Source organism: Leptolyngbya sp. BL0902 (assembly GCF_016403105.1).
In the GTDB taxonomy this organism is placed as follows: domain Bacteria; phylum Cyanobacteriota; class Cyanobacteriia; order Phormidesmidales; family Phormidesmidaceae; genus Nodosilinea.
The window spans coordinates 385,278-399,964 of sequence record NZ_CP046155.1; the positions used below are offsets into that span (position 1 = coordinate 385,278).

11 protein-coding genes are annotated in these 14,687 nt (G+C 60.2%); 5 read left to right on the forward strand and 6 right to left on the reverse strand.

The window, feature by feature from the left end; translation table 11 throughout:
* Positions 1 to 20: 20 nt before the first annotated feature.
* Entirely contained in the window at positions 21 to 1,262 is a 1,242-nt protein-coding gene (locus tag GFS31_RS01760) for a lipid-A-disaccharide synthase-related protein (RefSeq protein ID WP_198806599.1), read from the reverse strand.
* 192 nt (positions 1,263 to 1,454) lie between these two features.
* Here GFS31_RS01760 and GFS31_RS01765 point away from each other — a divergent pair, with 192 nt between their 5' ends.
* The 3 genes from GFS31_RS01765 to GFS31_RS01775 all read left to right on the forward strand — a co-directional run bounded on the left by GFS31_RS01765 (position 1,455) and on the right by GFS31_RS01775 (position 5,306).
* Entirely contained in the window at positions 1,455 to 2,789 is a 1,335-nt protein-coding gene (locus GFS31_RS01765; RefSeq protein WP_198806600.1) for a hypothetical protein, read from the forward strand.
* Between the two features lie 133 nt (positions 2,790 to 2,922).
* The gene (locus GFS31_RS01770) at positions 2,923 to 4,698 is read left to right on the forward strand and encodes an N-acetylmuramoyl-L-alanine amidase (RefSeq protein WP_198806601.1); all 1,776 of its coding nucleotides are present in this window, start codon (positions 2,923 to 2,925) and stop codon (positions 4,696 to 4,698) included.
* Positions 4,699 to 4,730: 32 nt separating this feature from the next.
* A complete protein-coding gene (locus GFS31_RS01775; protein ID WP_198806602.1) occupies positions 4,731 to 5,306 on the forward strand; it encodes a Uma2 family endonuclease in 576 nt (191 codons plus the stop codon).
* An 81-nt stretch (positions 5,307 to 5,387) separates the two neighbouring features.
* Here the strand turns inward: GFS31_RS01775 and GFS31_RS01780 are convergent, their stop codons facing one another.
* Both GFS31_RS01780 and ribE read right to left on the reverse strand, forming a co-directional pair.
* Positions 5,388 to 7,700: an EAL domain-containing protein gene (locus GFS31_RS01780; protein ID WP_198806603.1), complete on the reverse strand. Its 2,313-nt coding sequence runs from the start codon at positions 7,698 to 7,700 to the stop codon at positions 5,388 to 5,390.
* Between the two features lie 203 nt (positions 7,701 to 7,903).
* Positions 7,904 to 8,596 carry a riboflavin synthase gene (gene ribE / locus GFS31_RS01785; protein WP_317135059.1) on the reverse strand — a complete coding sequence of 231 codons (693 nt, stop codon included), beginning with the start codon at positions 8,594 to 8,596 and terminating at the stop codon, positions 7,904 to 7,906.
* Positions 8,597 to 8,901: 305 nt separating this feature from the next.
* Between ribE and GFS31_RS01790 the strand changes: the two genes are divergently transcribed.
* Both GFS31_RS01790 and GFS31_RS01795 read left to right on the forward strand, forming a co-directional pair.
* Positions 8,902 to 9,420 carry a bifunctional nuclease family protein gene (locus tag GFS31_RS01790; protein ID WP_198807981.1) on the forward strand — a complete coding sequence of 173 codons (519 nt, stop codon included), beginning with the start codon at positions 8,902 to 8,904 and terminating at the stop codon, positions 9,418 to 9,420.
* A gap of 46 nt (positions 9,421 to 9,466) precedes the next feature.
* Positions 9,467 to 10,600, forward strand: coding sequence for an aldo/keto reductase (locus tag GFS31_RS01795; protein ID WP_317135060.1), 1,134 nt, complete (start codon positions 9,467 to 9,469; stop codon positions 10,598 to 10,600).
* A 34-nt stretch (positions 10,601 to 10,634) separates the two neighbouring features.
* Here the strand turns inward: GFS31_RS01795 and guaD are convergent, their stop codons facing one another.
* The 3 genes from guaD to hflX form a co-directional block, all read right to left on the reverse strand.
* Complete coding sequence (gene guaD, locus GFS31_RS01800) at positions 10,635 to 11,990, reverse strand: guanine deaminase (RefSeq protein ID WP_198806604.1); 1,356 nt, start codon at positions 11,988 to 11,990, stop codon at positions 10,635 to 10,637.
* 116 nt (positions 11,991 to 12,106) lie between these two features.
* On the reverse strand, positions 12,107 to 12,766 hold the full coding sequence (locus tag GFS31_RS01805; RefSeq protein WP_198806605.1) for a Uma2 family endonuclease: 660 nt from the start codon (positions 12,764 to 12,766) through the stop codon (positions 12,107 to 12,109).
* 128 nt (positions 12,767 to 12,894) lie between these two features.
* Positions 12,895 to 14,682 carry a GTPase HflX gene (gene hflX, locus GFS31_RS01810; RefSeq protein WP_317135061.1) on the reverse strand — a complete coding sequence of 596 codons (1,788 nt, stop codon included), beginning with the start codon at positions 14,680 to 14,682 and terminating at the stop codon, positions 12,895 to 12,897.
* Positions 14,683 to 14,687 lie beyond the last annotated feature (5 nt).

The window sequence follows — 14,687 nt, forward strand, 5'->3', positions numbered from 1 at the left end:
GCGGGTTGCCGTCTGTTGGACTAGGTGGAATGGCTTTCGCTGAAGCCATGGATGAGGGCGGCAGCAATGGCGCGTCCGGCCCCGGCTTGGCCCATGCGGGCGCGGCCATTGTCGGCAATGTGCTGAAGGCGATCCCCGTCTTGCAGGCAGTCGGCTAGGGCAGAACCCACGTCTGTGGGGTTTTCCACCACCATAATGGACGGCCCCAGCAGGCGAGACTGGGCCTCGGCAAAGGCGGCGGTGAACTGTGGCCCAGGGCCGGGAATGGTGAAGACGGGCTTACCGAGGCCCACGGCCTGTTCGGTGGCGGTGCCTGCGGTGGCGAGGGCGGCATCGGCCAGGTGCAGGCATTCGGCAAAGGCATCGGTGGTGATGACCAGGCGGCAGTTATGGCGGCTGAAGGTGAGTAGGGTTCCGGGTTCCGGCTGCCATTGGGCATCAATCAGGGCATCTTTAAGAACGGCGACATTCAGGGATGGGGCGATGGCCCCCAGGGCACGAATCTGCCGAGTATGGAAAGCTTGGGCCACGCTATCGAGGGCGATGACGAGGCGCTGCCAGTTGTCAAAGGCTTCGGGGGCGCGGGAACCGGGAATCAGGGCCAGCGTGAGGACGGCCTTGGCGGGGGGAAAGGCGGCGGTGAGGCGGGCCAGTTTATCCGTAGCGGCACCGAGGCCGTCCATCATCGGATTACCGGGGTAGCTGGCCTTGATGCCACAGCGTTGCAGCGCATCGGCGGTGAGTTGATCGCGCACAAAGACCCCTCGGCAGCGGCGATGCCCCATCAGCCAGCGCTCCCAGGGCAGGTAGATTGATCCACTGCGGCCCTCCAGCCAAGGGCGGTTCGGCAAACGGCCCGCTTCGTCACGCACGTAGTATTCTGACTTGGCGGTGCCGATGAAGGCATAGTCTGCGCCGCTGGCCCAGGCCATGGCTAAGGGCACGATGTCGCCCACCGCCAGCACCTTGCCCCCGGTTTTGCCCCAGGCCCGTAGGGTTTTGAGTTGGGCCAGGGTCAGCCCAACCAACCCACCCTGAACATCGCGAAATACTTGGCGCGTGTCCATATAAATGAAGCCACCGGAGGGCATAGTTTGGGTTGGCCCCACAATGGGAAAGCCCGCTTTTTGGTAGGCTCCCCCTTCGCCGACAATGGGCAGGGTGGAAATTGTTGGGGCGTTTGGCAACCGCCGTAATTCCTTCAAAACTCGCACCGCAATGATGTCTTCGCCGTGGCCATTGCTGATGCAGAGAAGGGTCATACCTGAAATGTGCGACTGTCTTCCCAACGGTAGCAGATCTTGATAGCGGCGATTCTACCCCAGGGCAACGGCGTGTTTTAGGAAGATCGTTGGTCTAGGCAACATTGGTCTGCCTCGATCAACACCATGATGGCGGGCAATCTGGTTTATGGTGGGCAGAGGCGAACGAAGATTTGTTAGGCGGGTTGCCCTATGAATTCCCACGATCCCCACCATGGCCACGGTTTGCACGATTCTGATTGTCCCCAGGATCCTCCAGCTATCCCAGATGCGGCTCCTGCGTCGGAGCCTTCCCTGGGGGAGATGGCGGTGGGCGGGGTGGACGAAGCCGATGCCCTCCAGGAATTGTCGGTGATTGACGCTGGCATGGATGCCGTGGTGGAGGCAAATTCAACGCCAACTGAGGCCACGGACGCGATAGATCCCCTCAATTCTGCACCATCGACGAATGCGGCCTGGGCGGTAGACCCGCTAGCGCCAGAATCGCCAAGGCCAGAATCAGTCATGCCAGAATCGGTGACGCCAGAGTTATCAAATCCCGATTTGGCCGACCCAGGCTTGCCAGTGCCGGGATTGTCAGTTCCAGAGCCCTCGCCTAGGCCCAATGCCTCAGGGGTTCCGGCAGCGGAGGTGTGGACAGAACTAGACGAAGCCGAGCCCACCGCCCTGGCAGAAGTAACCGCCACAGACCCCAGATCGATGTCTGCGGCGGCAGGGGAGACAAGGGGGGATGAGCCAGATCCCTCGGTTTTGGATGCTGGCTCTGGGCCGCGCCGGGAAGCGGAAAAACCCGGTCGCACAGGTCTTCCCTACGACGACTGGGAGCCCAGCGAGGTTCCTTTTCAACCCAAGGAATTGGGCATCCTTGATCAACTCATGATTGTGCTGGCGGAGGGGACAGCCCTTTGGCGTCGCCTACTGCGCCAAGTGCGGTCTTGGCTGCCCCGAACCTGGCAGCGCAACCTCAGTGATGAACTGATGACGGCCATTGCCCTGGGGCTGCTGATTCTCTGGCTGGTGTTGTGGAATCCTCTCGGTGGACAGAATCCGGCCCTGGAGAAGGTCGTTGAGGAACCCGCTATTTCTAGCCCAGCGCTGTCCCAAGGCCGTGATCAGGGCGGGGATGCCGTTGATCTGGCGGGAGAGCGCGAATCCCTGGGCACCTCTGCCACCGAACCGACAACGGAGGCCCTAGAGCCGTCCCCCGACCAAAGCCTGATTGCTGACATTCAAGATCGAGTGAGCACCCTCAGCCGTTCCTATGCTGTGGGGCTGATTCAGTCGGTGGAGGTGAATTGGCCTCAGCAGGTGTTGGCGGTGAATGTTAGCCAGGATTGGTATGGCCTAGGAGCCGAGACCCAGGACAGGATTGCCCAGGATATCTATGGCCAAACCCAGGGACTAGCCCTGGCCATCCTGCAACTGCGGGATCCTGATGGTGTGGTGGTCGCCCGCAATCCCGTTGTGGGGCCATCTATGGTGATTCTCAAGCGCCATCGCCCCGCTGAAGGGGATCCCCTGGCTTAGGGAGTTGGGAGTTGGGATTCGTAGATTGCAGAAGGCTAAATCGTGGGGTTCATAGCACCCAAACGAGGCTGTGCTAATTCAGGCGGGCGTCAACTAGCGCTTACACTAGCAACGTAGCGATGGGGAAGCAGGTATGGCAGTGTCTTGGGGATGGGCAGCAGCGCTGGGCATGGTATCGGGGATCGGCCTTGCAGAGGTGGCCGTGGCGCAATCGGCCCTTCAGGTAGTGTATCCCCCGGCCAATCACCAAACCACGGCGGCACAGATTTTTTTCATTGGCACCGCCGACCCGGGCCAGCCCGTTGTGATCAACGGTGTACCCATTGCCGACCGCAGCCCTGCCGGACATTTTGCCCCCAGTCTGCCCCTGGAGCTTGGCCCCAACCGCTTCACCCTGGCCCAAGGGAGCCAAACCGTAGAATTCACCATTACTCGCTTGCCCAGCGGCCCCACCTTGCCCGATCCACCGGGGTTTGTGGCCGATGCCCTCTGGCCCCAGGTCAACGTGGCCCGTCAGCCCGACGAGTTGATCTGTCTCTCCGCCATTGGCCCCGCCTCGGCGACGGTGACGGCCCAACTGGCGAACCAGCCCATTACCCTGCTGCCCCAGGCCACCAGTCAACTGCCCAGCAATGCGGCGGTGCTGGTGGATCAAAATGATCCCGTTGCTTTGGATGGCCCCACGGTCTATCAGGGCTGCATAACAACGGATCGGACGGGTAATCTAGGCCAGCCCACCTATCGCATGGTCTACCAAGGGCGTACCGAAACCGTCAGCGCTCCCGGCCAGGTCAGCCTGATTGCGCCCAGTCAAATTGAAGTGGCCGAAGTCACTGCCGAAGCCGGAGTAGCCCGCACTGGCCCCAGCACCAGCTATTCCCGCCTGACGCCCCTGCCCCGAGGCACCCGTGCCCAAATCACCGGACGAGAGGGCGACTGGCTGCGGCTGGACTATGGCGGCTGGATTCGCGCCAGTGAAACCCAACTCGTCCCCAGTGGTGCCCCGCCCCAATCCCGCATTCGCGGTGTTACTTCCCGCCGCGTGGGCGACTGGACGGAGGTATCCTTCCCGTTGCAGGTGCCCGTCCCGGTCAGCGTTCACCAAACCGGAGATACCTTCACCCTTACCCTGCACAACACCATCCCCCAAACCGACACGATCTTCGTCGGCAACGATGGCCTGATTGAACGGCTGGATTGGCGACCGATCTTGCCCAACCAGGCGGAATACACCTTCCACTTTGCCACCAGCCAGCAGTGGGGCTACCGCTTGCGCTACGAGGGCACCACGCTGGTTCTGGCCCTCAGACATCCCCCTCGCCTGGGTCGCCTTCCACTCCAGGGCACCCGGATTCTTGTGGATCCCGGCCACGGTGGCGACGAACTGGGGGCACGCGGCCCCGACGGCACCCCCGAAAAAACGGTGAACTTAGACGTCTCCCTGCTGCTGCAAGCGGCCCTAGAACGACGGGGAGCCACCGTGATCATGACCCGCACCGACGACACCGCCAGCGGCCCCAACGACCGTGCCGCCCAAATCAACCGTGACCAGCCCACCCTGGCCCTCAGCATCCACTACAACGCTCTACCCGACAGCGGCGATGCGCTCAACACTGCTGGCATCGGTATGTTTTGGTTCCATGCCCAGGCCCACGATCTGGCCCAGTTTTTGCACGACTACCTCGTCACTGAGCTAGATCGCCCCTCCTACGGCGTGTTTTGGAACAACCTGGCCCTCACCCGCCCCCATGTCTCCCCCTCGGTGCTGCTAGAACTGGGCTTTATGATCAACCCCACCGAGTTTGAGTGGATCACCGACCCCCAATCCCAACAACAACTGGCGGAAACCCTAGCCGATGGCGTGGCCGAGTGGGTGCAGCAACGGGCGGGAGAGGGAGCACAACGCTAAAATTTAGCCAGTGCTCAGCCTGAGGGAAAGCCATGTCTGTTGTCGTAAAACCCATGACCCTAAAAGACTACCTCGCCTATGACGACGGCACCGACACCCGCTACGAACTGGTGAATGGAGAACTCGTCCCTATGCCGCCAGAAAGCCGCCTAAACCACCGAATTGTGTCTTTTTTATTCGCGTACTTCTTGAAAACGGGTGTTCCCTCGGATCGGCTCAGCATTGGTACCCAAATTGCCGTTAGCGGAGCCAGAGCCACCGCCCGCCAGCCGGATTTCGTGGTGCTTTCGGAAGCCGCCGCCGCAGCCTTGGAGGGAGCCAGCAGTGACCTCCTCACCTACGATATGCCGCCGCCGCTGCTGGTGGTGGAGGTGGTGAGCCCTGGCCAGGGAGATCGGGACTATCGCCACAAACGCAGCGAATATGCCGCCCGCTGCATTCCTGAGTATTGGATTATAGACCCCACGGCCCAGAAAGTGACCGTGCTGGCGTGGGTCGATGGCCTGTATGAGGAGCAGGTTTACGTTGGCGATCAGGCTATTCAGTCGCCGCACTGGTCTCCCCTCACCTTGGAGGCGGCAATGGTCTTGACCGCAGGGCGAGGTTGATCGCTGCGGCCCTCTTCTCCTAGGAGATGGGGTTAGCCATTGGGTGAGGTGGGGCTGTGCTTGGCGTCAAGATCAAGAACCTTAACCTTGGCCCCCGGTGTTGGAGAGGGCCGGGTTGAGCCAGGGTTCTAGGGCTTCGGCAGGGAGGGGCTTGGCAAACCAGTAGCCCTGGCCGTATTGACAGCGGAGTTGTTTGAGGTAGTCAATATGGGCCTGGGTTTCAATGCCTTCGGCCACCACATCGAGGTTGAGGCTAGCCGCCATGGCTACGATGGCTCCCACAATTTGGCCGCCTTCGGGGTGCTGGTGCAGATTAATGATGAAGGAACGGTCAATTTTGAGGGTGCGCATGGGGTATTGATGCAGGTAGCTGAGGGAGGAGTAGCCCGTACCAAAGTCGTCTAGGCTGAGGCTAAACCCCATCTGGCTGAGGGTTTGCAGGGTGTGTTGGGTGATGTCGCTCTTGTCCATCAGGGCCGATTCTGTCACCTCCAGTTTGATTTGGTGCGGCTGAAGACCGTTGGCCTCCAAGACCTGGGTGAGGTAGGCCACCAGGTCGGGCCGGGTGAAATGGCGGGTCGAGAGGTTGAGACTAAGAAAGATCGGCGGCATGGTAGGCCAGCGGCGCTGCCATTGGGCTAAATGTTGGCAGGCTAGGGCAATCACCCGATCATCAATGGCGAGGATCAGCCCCATTTCCTCGGCCACAGGAATGAAGTAATCTGGCGAGACTAGGCCCCGGGTGGGATGCTGCCAGCGTACCAGGGCCTCAAACCCAGCGAGGGCGTTGGTTTCGAGGTGAACAATGGGCTGATAGTAGACGACAAACTCATCCCGACTACAGGCATTGCGGAGGGCGGTTTCCATCTCCAGCCGTGCCATGGCCCGCTGGTGCATACTGGTGTCGTAAAGGGCAAACTGGGCGCGGCCCTGCTGTTTGGCCCGATACATGGCAATTTCCGCATCCCGCAGCATGTCCTGGGCTTGGTCGTAGATTACCATTGCGCCCTGGCCCTGGAGAGCAATGCCAATGCTGACCGATAGCGTCAAGCTCAGATCTCCCACCAGCAGGGGCGGATCCATCGCCTGCCGAATCCGCTCGGCCAGTTGGGTGATTTCCATCAGCCCCGCCGGGGCACTCACCTGCACCACAAACTCATCGCCGCCTAGCCGCGCCAAAAAGTCCTCTGGATGCAGGCAACCATATAGCCGACTAGCCACCTCAATCAACAGTTGATCCCCCACGCTGTGGCCGATGCAGTCATTCACCTGCTTGAAGTTATCAATGTCCAACATCAGCACCGCCAGCGCTGGGTAGGGGCCACCACCGGGCTGGAGAGCCCGATCTAAATGGTTGAAAAACAAGGCACGATTGGGCAATCCCGTGAGCGTATCGTGGCAGGTGCGGTAGGCCAACTGAGCCTCGGTGGTTTTGAGGTCGGTGATGTCGATCAAGATGCCGTCAAGGTATGGCTGCAGCCCATCCCAGTGAACCTGACCTTGATCTAATACCCAGCGATCCTGTCCGTCCCGTGCCAAGCAGCGGTAGGTAAGCCGAAAGGGCACCCGTTCATCTAGGGCCTTTTCCATTGCCCGCCGCACCCGGTCTTGATCCTCTGGGTGAATTAGGTGAGCAAAGTCTAGGCCGTTGGGCAGCGTAAAGGTGGAGGCCGAAAAGCCTAAAATATCGGCAATTCCATCGCTGATAAAGGCTAGCTCCCAGGGAGCGTCGGGGGCATCGTCGGGGGCATCTTGATCACCCTCCAAAGCCTTGCCTCTAGCCTGCATACGGTATACCGCCCCAGGCAAGTGATTCATCAGGGTATGGTATTGGCCCTCGGTCGCGGGCTGGGTCGCGGGCTGGGTCGCGGACTGGGGCTGGAGATCTTCCTCCAGGATGGCCAGCACTAGGGGGATCAGGCTGGCCGCGCCCGGTCCCTGCCCGGAGAAATTGGCGGTGTTGGGATAATCCACAAGGGGGACAAGAACGAGATGAACCTGAATGGGGTGCCTAGACTGAGTCCGACAGCGTTGTTCTAGAACAGCGCCCATGGGCAGCGGGGGGTGGTGATCGTCCATGAAGAGATCGAAGAGCGTCCGCTGCGCCAGTTCGGTGGCCTCGTACCCCAGCAGACGGCCTAGGGCAGGGTTGGCCGTTATCATGCGATAGGTACCTGGGTCGCAGATTGCCATCCCAACTGGCGCAGCGACAAACACCTGGCGAAAGAGGGCCGCCTCAGCATCCTCCACGAAGGAAAGCTCCTCCTCGCTTCCTGGGGTTGCCCTGCCCTGGTCTGCCCCTAGCTTCCCCAGGCCAATCTCCGCCGCTAGCCACTGTTGTATGAGGCGAGAAAACGTCTGCTCAGCAGCAATCAGAGGTAATGGCTTAACCATGGGTATTTGGCGCGGCGGGGTCGGTGGGGCGGATGTGGAGGATCGTGTTTGGAGGATCGTGTTTGGAGGATCACCCAAGGGACTGATGCTCCTCCAAACGCCCCCTATTAGGGCTATCCGTAACGTACCCACTTCTTGGCCCAATCAGGAAAACTGGTATAACTGTTTACACCTTGCAACGCTTCGTTACCCAAGGGGCGGGCCTAATAGCCATGTTCCGCCAAAAAAGCCAGGGACAAGTCTTCTCCATCGGCAGCACCATGGTTGGGGCGACCCTGGAGCAGTTTTTCCACATACTTACCGAGAATGTCGCCCTCTAGGTTCACCGCCTGACCGGGCTGGAGGTATGGCAGGGTGGTTTCTTGGTAGGTAACGGGGATAACCGCCACCGAAAACCAGTCGCCGCTGGGGCTGCATTCCGCCACTGTCAGGCTGATGCCGTTGATGGCGATGCTGCCCTTGGGCACGATGTAGCGGGCCACACGGGCATCGGGCACGGTGAAGCTAATCATCCAGGCGTTGTCGGTTTGGGTGGCGGCTTCCAGATGCCCCCGTCCATCCACGTGCCCGGTGACGAAATGCCCGCCAATTTTGCCTCCCACCCGCAGAGAGGATTCGAGGTTTACCCAGCTTCCTTCGGGCAGTTGTCCGAGGGTGGTGCGGGCCAGGGTTTCGGGGGAGACTGCCGCCACAAAGCCTTGGGGCAGCAAGGTTTCTACGGTCAAACAAATGCCATCTACGGCGATGCTGTCCCCCAGGGCCACATCCCTCAGCAGGGGATGGGTGGGGGTGGAATAGTGGAGGGTGAGTTGGCCACTCCCGCTGTGGGACAGGCGACCCATGGCCTGAATGAGTCCGGTGAACATGGTGATGTATAAAATAGAACGATAGGTCAAGGAAATGTGGAGCCCTCGTAAAATCTCAGATCCAGGATCGCCCAGGGAGGTTAGGATCAGGGCATACTGAGTTAGCAAGCGTTTGATTCCAGGCTACCCTATGTCGATGGGGGCTACCTGAGGGGCTGGTCCCAGGGATAGACACCTCCCAAGGCGGCATCACCGTGGGGCCGCCGAACCCGATGACGGATCAAAACCGAATAAAAACCGTCCTATACCCCCAGCCCATTTCCCAGACATACTACTTTAATACCCTGAGGCAGGGGGTCTATCCTGTCCATCCCTGGAGCCAAGAGGCTAAGCCAATGATTGAAATGAAAGTTGCCGGGATTGCCCTTGATGCGGTGTCGCGTAGCCCTGTGATCCTGCTGCGGGACACGACGGAGCGGCGGCAGCTTCCGATCTACATTAGCCGTGAGCAGGCTGGATCCATTATCGGAGCGCTCGAAAATCAGGTGTCGCCCCGCCCCCTCACCCACGACCTGTTTGTGAACCTAATCGAAGATTGGGACATGACCCTAGAGCGGGTGGTCATCCACGCCCTGCGAGACAATACCTTCTATGCCCTGCTCACCCTGGTGAAGGGCGAAACCCGCCGCGAACTGGATGCCCGTCCCAGCGATGCCATCGCCATTGCCCTACGGTTGGATGCGCCGATTTGGGTGATGGAAGAAGTCGTGGCCGAAGCCTCCATGCCCGTAGATCGAGATGCGGATGAGGCGGAGAAAGAAGCCTTCCAAGCCTTCTTGGCCAACCTCAGCCCGTCGGATTTCATTCAGCGGGGAGGCCGTTCCTCCACCAGCAACGACGCCTTTGATAGCTAAGCCTTCGATGGATTCGTCCGTGATAGCGAATGATGCCCCTGCCGCGATGCCCATGCAATATCGGCGGTTTGGCAAAACAGATCTGCGCCTGTCGGTGTTTTCTTTGGGCACCATGCGCGGGTTAGATAGCCCCGACACCTTTGAAGCCATCCTAGAACGGACGCTGGGTTTGGGCCTTAACCACATCGAAACCGCACGGGGCTATGGGCCAAGCGAACGCTGGCTAGGGAACTGGCTCCACCGTCGCGGCAAGCCCGAAAACCTGGTGCTGACGACCAAAATTCCGCCCCAGCCCAGCCGAGCGGCCATGGCCCAGTTATTGGCCGACTCCCTAGAGCGGCTGCGGGTGGATCGGGTAGACTGCCTCGCGATCCACGGCCTCAACACCCCAGAGCATTTGGCCTGGGTGCAGAACCCCGACGGCTGCATGGCGGCGGTGGCCGAAGCCCAGTCCCAGGGCAAGATTGGCCATGTGGGCTTTTCTACCCACGGCCCCCGCGAGGTAATTCAGGCCGCCATGGAAACGGGGCTGTTTAGCTTTGTGCTGCTGCATTACTACTACTTTTTTCAGCGCCATGCCCCGCTGATCGCCCTCGCCCAGGCCCTAGACCTGGGGGTTTTCATCATCTCCCCCGGCGACAAAGGCGGAATGCTCTACACCCCACCAGACACCCTGCGGCAGGTGTGCCATCCCTTCGAGCCGCTGTTTCTCACCTATCGCTGGCTGCTGAGCCAACCGGGCATTACCACCCTCAGCACCGGGCCTGCCTGCCCTGAAGAACTAGATTTTCTAACGGAATTAGCCCACCGCACCGATCCCCTTACCCCTGAAGAAATTGCTGCCCTAGAGCGATTAGATCAGCGCCCCGCCACTGTCCTAGGGACTGACCTCTGCCGCCAGTGCTACGAGTGCCTGCCCTGCCCAGAGGAGATTCACATCCCCGAAGTGCTGCGCTTGCGAAACCTGGCCCTGGCCTACGCCATGCAGCCCTTTGGCGAATACCGCTACCGCATGTTTGAAAACGCGGGCCACTGGTTTCCTGGTCGCAAGGCCAACCGCTGCACCGACTGCGGCGACTGTCTGCCCCGCTGCCCTGAGAACCTGAACATTCCCGCCCTGCTGCGCGACACCCACGACCGCCTCAAAGGCCCAGACCGCCGCCGCCTGTGGGATGACTAGCCCCGCTGATCTGCCGCTGTGGAGGTCGGCAACGTTAGGCCGTGTGCCCCGTCTGAACCCGCTGGCCAAGGACATAGGTCGCAGCCACGGCCCGATCATCCCCCATCATCAGGAGGGAAAAGAGGGTATCGGCGAGGGTGGCCATGTCATCCCCTAGGGTGGCTTGGTTGCGAAGGGCCAGCAAAGGAGTGGCCTGGGGGTTGAGAACCACACAGTCGGCCTCGTTGCCGGGGTTAAAGCTGCCGATTGTGTCCTCCAAACAGAGGGCTTGGGCACCGCCTAGGGTGGCCAGAAACAGCGCCTTGAAGGCCGAGAGTTTTTGCCCCCGCAGTTGGGCCACTTTGTAAGCTTCGTTGGTGGTTTGCAGCATCGAAAAACTTGTCCCTGCACCCACGTCTGTCCCCAACCCCACTTTCACTGGATGATCAGCGGACTTGGCCTGCTCAATGCGAAACAATCCGCTGCCTAAAAATAGGTTAGAAGTGGGACAAAAAGAAATCGTTGCCTTGGCCTGAGCTAGACGGCGGAACTCCTCATCCGTGAGCTGTACCCCGTGGGCAAACACCGACCGCTCCCGCACGAGGCCCGTTTGATCGTAAACATCTAAATAGCCGTCGTATTGGGGAAACAATTCCCGAATCCAGGCCACTTCGTTGATGTTTTCCGAAAGGTGGGTGTGCAAATACACGTCCGGGAATTCGTCTAGCAGTTTTGCGGCAGCTTTCAGTTGGGCCTCGGTAGACGTTCCGGCAAACCGGGGAGTGACCGCATAGCGCAGCCGCCCTTTGCCGTGCCATTTTTCGATCAGTGCCTTGGACTGGTCGTAGCCCGTCTGGGCCGTATCCCGCAAGTAGTCCGGCGCGTTGCAATCCATCAGCACCTTGCCGCTAATCATGCGGAGATTGCGGGCGAGGGCCGCTTCAAACAAGGCATCCACCGATTCGGGAAACACCGCCGCAAATACCAGGGCCGTGGTGGTGCCGTTTTTCAGCAGTTCATCCAAAAATACATCGGCCACTTGGCGGGCGTGGGTTGGGTCTTGGAACTGGCGCTCGGTGGGAAAGGTGTATTGGTTCAGCCATTCCAATAACTGCTCCCCGTAGGCGGCCATCATCCCGGTTTGGGGATAGTGGATGTGGGTATCAATGAAGCCGGGGGTAATCAGGTGGCCGGAATAATCGACCAGGGGCAGGTGGACATAGGTAGAATGCAGATCGGCAAAGTGCCCTAGGGCGGCAATGTGGCCGTTTTCGATGACGAGCAACCCATCGGCGAAGTAGCGCACGGCCTCGGCTTCGGGCACAAAAAATGGATCAGCCACACAGTCAATCAGGGTTCCCCGCAGGGCAAGGCTGGCAACGGAAACGGGGGAAGCAGCGGGTTGGCCCATGGGGATATCCTGAGGATGCTGGCAAGTAAGATTCGTGAGATGCACTCCCAGAATTTTCCCACTAGGGCCAGGGGATGACAACGGTAGGCGATTATCGTTCCCATCTATGGATTAATCTACGGAAGTTCTGTGGCGAGTTGGCGGCGCAGGTCGCGGAGCATGGCGCTGGTTCCGGTGGACAGGGCTTGCTGCACCAAGGTTGGAATCCAGGTGGTGATCGGCAGATTGGGGAACACCGAGCTGGTGGTGCTGGGCTGGTAGCCGTCCCCTTGCAGCCGATAAATCGTGAGCCGCCCATCCTCGTAAATCCAGACCTCCGGCACTTGTACCAGGGCGTAGGCATCTAGGGTGGTTTTGGAGGTGACGTCGGCTTCAATGGCTAAATCCGGCGGCGGATCCTTCGTCATATCCATCCGCATCACCCCTTGCACCCGTGCCGCATTTTGGATGTAAAAGCAGGTATCCGGCTCCAGTCCTGCCCGTTTCGGTCGCTTGAAGGTGGTGGAACCAAAGTCTTCCCAATCGCGGCCTTGGGCATCCAGCAGGGCTTTCACAATGTCGGTAATAATGCGGTTGGGACGCTCGTGGGCGGGCAAGGGCGACATAATTTCTAGGGTACCGTCGCAGTAGTTAATGCGGGGAATCAGCCGTTCTTCCCCCAAATCGGCCAACAGCGTTTCGTATTGCTCCCAGGTGACATCGCCAATCAACAGATGACTGCCGGGGGACACATCCAGGGTAGTAATGGGCAGTTTGGCCAGGTTCAACAGGGGCATGATCAGCCTCCCAAAGAGGGCAAGTAGCCAGGGTCAGATTATTCTGATGTTAGCCTAGGGCGACGATGTGGGATGGCGAAAATCCCGGTTGTGTCCTAGGACAGCGCGAACGTTGCGGATGGGACTCCTCACGGCACAGCGGCGTAGGCCACCAGTTGCAGCAACCGTTGGCGCAGGGTATCCAACCCCAGGCGTTCGGTGGCGGAGATAAACAGGGCGTGGGGGTATTCCTCCCTGGCTTTGATCAGGACATCGCTGCTGATTTCGTCGGATTTGTTGAACACCAGCAGCATTGGCCCCGGTGCGATGGGCATTTGGTTGAGAATTCGCATCACCCAATGGATTTGGTCGGCCCAGGCAGGGTGGGAAATATCCACCACATGGAGCAGGGCGTCGGCCTCGGTGACTTCCTCTAGGGTGGCCCGGAAGGCGTCCATCAGGGAGGCGGGCAGTTCTTCGATAAAGCCCACCGTATCCGTCAGCACCAGGTGGGTGGTGGTGTGGGTGTCGGGGTCGGTGATGGCGAGGCGGCGGGTGGTGGGGTCTAGGGTGGCGAAAAGTTGGTCGGCGGCGTAGACCTCGGAGTTGGTGAGGGTGTTGACCAGGGTGGATTTTCCGGCGTTGGTGTAGCCCACCACGGCAATGGAGGGCAGGCTGTCATCCTGGCGACGCTGGCGCAAACGAGCCCGGTGGGCCTGGAGTTGGTTCACCTCCTGCTGAAGTTTGTTGATCCGTCGCTGGATCGCCCGTCGCTCGGTTTCTAGCTTGGTTTCCCCAGGGCCACGGGTGCCGATGCCGCCCCCCAATCGAGACATGGCCTTGCCCCGTCCGGTTAGCCTCGGCATTTGGTATTCCAACTGGGCCAGTTCCACCTGGAGTTTTCCCGCCCCAGTTTTGGCTCGCTGGGCAAAGATATCCAGGATCAACTCCGTACGATCCACCACCCGCAGGCCGACTTGCGCTTCTAAATTCCGCACCTGCACCGGGGAGAGATCCCGGTCGAACACCACCAAATTCGCCCCCACGGTCTGGGCCGCTAGGGCCACCTCATGCACCTTCCCAGACCCCAGCACCGTTTGGGGATGGGGCCGAGGCCGTCGCTGCACCAGGGTATCCAGCACTTCGCCCCCGGCACTGTCCACTAGGCGCTTGAGTTCTTCCAGGCGTTGCTGGAAATGGTCGGCGTTTTGATCGTGGGTGTGCAGCCCCACCACCAGCACCCGATCCTGGTCAGAATCCACCTGACGGGCGGTGAAGGCACGGCGGAAGTCTTCCTCCAGTTCCTCCACCCGTTCTAGAAAATGCTGACTGGCCAGATCCTCCACATCCAGCGGTTCTGACACTAGCCAGCGCTGTTCGGGATGTGGCACCAGATGGGCCAGGTAGGCGGATTGAATATAGCCCGTGGATTGTCCGCCCCGGCGCTTAAACCCGCTGCCCGTCAACACCAGGGAGGCCAGCATATCCAGCCGTTGCAGGGCCATGGTGGTGAGGATGACATCCCCCGGTGGCTCAGCCTCGGTTTGGGTGGCAATGCAGCGAATGCCGCAGAGGCGATCATCCCCGTAGCGGGGCAGTTCTGTCAGGGGAATTTGGGTTTGCCGCAGGGTGCCCACGCCCACGCGGATCACCTGTCCGCGACGATTAACGTAGGCACACACCGGGTTGCCCACCTCTGTACTCGCTGCCGCCAACCGCTGGGCAAACTCCGGCGTAACGATGCAATCCCCCGGCAACCGCTGGTGATACAACCGCTGCAACTGTTTGAGCTGACTGGGCTTCAGACCCTTGAGATTTCCGTAAACCGTTTCGATGGTGCTTTTCCCTCTACAACGCAGCCAAAAAGCCAACGGCTTGGCCCCGGAGGTCTCTCCCGCACCAAGCTCAGCGGCTTGCTTTTCATTATAGGAACCCAAGGAGG

Excerpts from the sequence above, each read along its gene's own strand:
- GFS31_RS01760 (WP_198806599.1), bottom strand. The coding sequence starts at position 1,262 with ATGACCCTTCTCTGCATCAGCAATGGCCACGGCGAAGACATCATTGCG.
- GFS31_RS01765 (WP_198806600.1), top strand. The coding sequence starts at position 1,455 with ATGAATTCCCACGATCCCCACCATGGCCACGGTTTGCACGATTCTGAT.
- GFS31_RS01770 (WP_198806601.1), top strand. The coding sequence starts at position 2,923 with ATGGCAGTGTCTTGGGGATGGGCAGCAGCGCTGGGCATGGTATCGGGG.
- GFS31_RS01775 (WP_198806602.1), top strand. The coding sequence starts at position 4,731 with ATGTCTGTTGTCGTAAAACCCATGACCCTAAAAGACTACCTCGCCTAT.
- GFS31_RS01780 (WP_198806603.1), bottom strand. The coding sequence starts at position 7,700 with ATGGTTAAGCCATTACCTCTGATTGCTGCTGAGCAGACGTTTTCTCGC.
- GFS31_RS01790 (WP_198807981.1), top strand. The coding sequence starts at position 8,902 with ATGATTGAAATGAAAGTTGCCGGGATTGCCCTTGATGCGGTGTCGCGT.
- GFS31_RS01795 (WP_317135060.1), top strand. The coding sequence starts at position 9,467 with ATGCCCATGCAATATCGGCGGTTTGGCAAAACAGATCTGCGCCTGTCG.
- guaD (WP_198806604.1), bottom strand. The coding sequence starts at position 11,990 with ATGGGCCAACCCGCTGCTTCCCCCGTTTCCGTTGCCAGCCTTGCCCTG.
- GFS31_RS01805 (WP_198806605.1), bottom strand. The coding sequence starts at position 12,766 with ATGCCCCTGTTGAACCTGGCCAAACTGCCCATTACTACCCTGGATGTG.